The following is a 4,340-nucleotide window of genomic DNA, read 5'->3' as shown; positions in this document are numbered from 1 at the left end:
AAAATACCAAATCAAAAACTGAATTTTTAAAACATGGATCAGTCATTGAAGCCAGAACAAATGATATATTTGAATTGAAATGTACATTTCTTTTGCGTGCATATTTAATTTGCTCAATTGATGAATCATAACATACTATAAAATTTGGATTATACATGCGATTTATATTTAAAGCAAGATTTCCTGTTCCACACCCTATATCAAGCACCTTCATAGAAGGTAAAATATCAATATCAAGAATAGCCTTTTTGTAAAAATTTATTCCCCAAAAAAATGTACGTAAATTATAAAAAAACCTGCATTTATCCCCTTGTATTTATTTCCACTCAAGTTTGTGCGATGCTGAAACATACAATCAGTCTCCATACTTAGGGATAAAATTTCCTGAAGAAAGTAGTATCCTGATAAAATCCTTTCCTTTAATACGCCCTAATCCGCCTGACATCGCACTTATTTCATCATAAGATTTTGTTATATCTTTTCTTAAGTTCGGTCCAGATAAAAGAATTGGAACAGGATCAGCAGTATGTTCTCCATATAAACATGGAGTTGAGTGATCTGAAGCAATTGCAATCATAGTATTTGAAGCGTCTATATTATCACAAATGACTTTAATCATTAAATCTATATGTTCAATTATTTCTTTTTTCTTCATCGGTAGCTTATCATGACTCGCTAAATCTGTAGCTTTCACATGTAAAAATACCAAATCCTTAGTTTTTAAAAGCTCTATACAAGATTGAGCTTTAATATTGTAGTTTGTATCATAACCACCAGTCATCCCCTTTCGTTTTATAGACTCTATTGACGCCATCTTTGCTAATCCGAGTACAGTATCTTCTGCGGCAACTATACCTGCACTAACTCCATAAAATTTATCTGAGAATTTTTCAAATTCACGGAATTGTCCACCACCTCTGAGAAGTATTGTATTAGCAGGTAGCAAATTTTTATTCATTCTTTCAGTATTGACGTTATGATTAGCCAATATTTTTGTAGCATTTCTAATGAATTCATTTATAGTAAAAGCAAAATCAGATGATTTAGAATCATTATCAAGAGCAAAAGACCAAGGAAATTTACACGGCAATTTACATTTATGTCCAGGATACGCATCTGCAATTGTGGGGAAATTTTTTATTCCATGAAATATAACTACAAAACGATGCTCTGTTGCTTGCTTAATCGTAAACTTAATTCCATTTTTTAACTGTATTTTAGACAAATCAGCAATTAGTTGATCTGTTTTTTTATTGATTCTGCCCGCACGTTTATCAATCAAGATCCCATTTTCATCGATTGTTGCAAAATTTCCTCTGAAAGCAATGTCTCCAGGGGATAGAGATAACCCCGCTCCTATGGCTTCAATTGGTCCCCTTCCTGAATATACTTTCTGGGCATCATATCCAAAAAGACATATATGACCAATATCTGTTCCTACAGGAATTCCAGGAGAATAAACATCCATTAATCCTGTCACCCCAGCATTTGCTAAAGAATCAATGTTGGGTTTCTTTGCGGCTTGAAGAGGGGTTAGTCCATCTAACTTTGAAGAAGGTAAATCGCCCACACCGTCCATTATGATATATATACATTTCATCCCATTAACCTCTCTCCATTGTATTTATTCTTGATGAATTATCAAAATACAATATAGGGAGAATCGAAACAAAAGATATTATTGCCATAATAATATAGACAAAATTAATATTAAACAAAGATGACAAAATACCAAATAACAGTGGAGTTAATATATTCGTAATGCCTCTTACAAATGAATCAATGGAGAAGATTTCATCATATTTGCCAACATTTTGGAATGGAATAGTTATAATTGCTTGTATAACCGGCACCGTTCCTTTCGTCAAAATACCTATGAGAAATGCAATAACAATTATAAATGTCAATGAATTTAAATAAATAATTAAAAAGAGAAATATTGATAGTATACTCTCAGCTACAATGAACACAGATTTTGGACCATATTTATCTAATAGTCTCCCACATGCGACTTTGCCCAAAAAGGAGCCTACTGTAAAACCTATTGTAAAAGTACCAATTATTGCTGGATCAAATCCCTTAGAAAGTATAAGAACAGGCAAAAAAGTAAATATTTTTTCATTACTGAAAGCATTAAGTGCACTAGCTAAAATGGATAAAAAAACAGCTTTATTCTTTAATATTTTAAATGGCGGTATTGTAGAAATGTTCTTCTTATCACCACTGGTGTGTTTGACTTTATCGTCCGCGGAAAAATAAAATAACAATATAGCTGAAAGTACTCCAATTATACCAAAAACAAAACAAACAAACTGCCACCCAGCAATATTTAAGATAGTTAGAGCGGATAGATATCCAGAAATCGCAACAAAAGGTATTCTGCCGATATCACCAATTGCTGTAAAATCGCTTAATATACGGCCAAGTTTTTTTCTTTCCGTATAAGTGGTTAGGTATGAAAAACATACATTATGAAATATATAATAGCCAATCATCACAACAGCAAAACATATTCCAGCAAGCAAAAAGCTAGAAGAAAAAGCAGCCCCCAAAAAGCCTATTCCACCGATTGCTATCAGTAACGAAAGTATCTTCAACGGACTTAAATATTTTGATAAATAAATGGTACTCAATCCTGCAATAGTACTCAATGCAGTACCGCACGAAACCACGATCCCAATCTCTTTTTCACCTAGTCCATATGCTAAAACCACAAATGTCAATAGTACAGGGATGGCATCAAAAAAGCCGTCATTCATGATATGACACAAATTAAGGATGAAATATCTCTTTTTTGATAACATCACATCTCCTCCTGAAAAAACATTATCACATAGTAAAACTATATAATATATTCATCTGTTAATGGACGAGATAATAGCCTGTCAGCGATTATTCTTGCATCCTTCGGATTTTTAATAATATCATAAACAGCATTTGCAATTGGCATTTTGATATTTTTTTGTTTTGCCAACGCTACTACAGCTTCGACTGTCTTAAACCCTTCGGCTATCTGATCTACTGACGATAGAGCCTCTTCTATACTATTCCCATGAGCTAAAGCAATTCCTACACGTCGATTTCGAGACATTCCTGCCGTACAGCTAACCATCAGATCTCCGGCACCAGCTAATCCAATAAAAGTGGAAAAACTTGCTCCAAAGGCAACACCGAAACGTGTCATTTCTGCTAGGCCACGAGTAATTAGACCAGCCCTAGCACTTTCTCCCAAAGCCAATCCGTCAGAAATTCCAGCTGCAAGAGCCATTATAGTTTTGATTGCTCCTGCGCATTCTACACCAATAACGTCCGTTGAAGAATAAATTCGAAAAGAATTTGTTGATAAAGAGTCACGTAATTTTTCACATAGTTCTTTATAATTTGATGCAATTACTACAGCGGCTGGCTTTCCAGCAGCGACATCTGGAGCAAATGATGGCCCAGAAATAACTGCATACTTTATTGATTTTGTACCAAATTCACTATATACTACTTCATGCATGAATCTTCTATTCAAAGTTTCAATGCCTTTACTAGTGCATAAAATGATGGAACCATCTTTAATATATTCACGTATATTATGTATTGATACCGCCATATACTGTGCAGGAACAGATAATGAAATTACCTCTGCATTTTCGAATGCTTCCCTTTTATCTACTGTTGCTTGTATATTTTCATTCAAATTAATATTTGGTAGATAGCGATTATTAGTATGATGAATATTTATCTCTTGAGCGCACTCTGTACGCCTTGTCAAAATAATAACATTATGCCCAGCAGTTGCCCAAGTATTAGCAAGTGCTGTCCCCCAGCTACCCCCGCCTACAATCGCTATATTCATGACTGTATCCTCACTTGAAATTTAACATTAACTGTTGGACAATTTTTTTACAAAAGGCAGAATTTCAATTGCATTTGTGATGGTAAGACCTCCCAATGCTGCTTGGTCTTCATTAAAAAATTTTGTCGTATCTACAGGAACATTAGGTCCCATTATGGCAAGTGGAACCTTATCAGAAGTATGTGTTCCCACATCACACGGTGTAGCGTGATCACAAGTTATGATTAAGTAGTCATCTTTCTTCATATTGTTCAAGACGATAGGAAGAAAAAATTTATCAATTTTTTCGATTGCATCTACTTTCGCTATAGGATTTGAGTCGTGTCCAGGTTCGTCAGGACCTTTTAAATGAATGAAAGCAACATCAGTATTGACTGATAAAAATTCTTCAGCGGCCTGAGGGAAATATACTTCATCTGGAGCATTCCCTTGCCTTGAGTAGGAAAAATTTGCCCCCACTAGTTTAGCAAGACCATTTTCGGCAGGAATCTGTCCA

4 protein-coding genes and 1 pseudogene are annotated in these 4,340 nt (G+C 34.5%); all 5 read right to left on the bottom strand.

Annotated elements, in window-relative coordinates; translation table 11 throughout:
* On the bottom strand, positions 1–208 hold a 208-nt coding region (locus ACQRA4_RS13620), incomplete at its 3' end, for a class I SAM-dependent methyltransferase (RefSeq protein WP_427823597.1).
* Positions 209–355: 147 nt separating this feature from the next.
* Positions 356–1,600 (bottom strand): 2,3-bisphosphoglycerate-independent phosphoglycerate mutase, encoded by a 1,245-nt coding sequence (apgM, locus tag ACQRA4_RS13615; protein WP_427823596.1) that lies wholly within the window; start codon positions 1,598–1,600, stop codon positions 356–358.
* A 4-nt stretch (positions 1,601–1,604) separates the two neighbouring features.
* A complete protein-coding gene (locus tag ACQRA4_RS13610) occupies positions 1,605–2,804 on the bottom strand; it encodes an MFS transporter (protein WP_427823595.1) in 1,200 nt (399 codons plus the stop codon).
* 38 nt (positions 2,805–2,842) lie between these two features.
* Positions 2,843–3,844, bottom strand: a complete 1,002-nt coding sequence (locus ACQRA4_RS13605) for an NAD(P)H-dependent glycerol-3-phosphate dehydrogenase (RefSeq protein ID WP_427823594.1) — start codon at positions 3,842–3,844, stop codon at positions 2,843–2,845.
* 27 nt (positions 3,845–3,871) lie between these two features.
* Positions 3,872–4,340 (bottom strand): annotated as a pseudogene (locus ACQRA4_RS13600) (hypothetical protein); the annotation flags it as partial.

It is taken from the genome of Desulfovibrio sp. SGI.169, from assembly GCF_050313595.1.
Classification (GTDB): domain Bacteria; phylum Desulfobacterota; class Desulfovibrionia; order Desulfovibrionales; family Desulfovibrionaceae; genus Desulfovibrio.
Note: the sequence above shows the minus strand (reverse complement) of the source record. Positions and strands in the feature narration are given on the sequence as shown.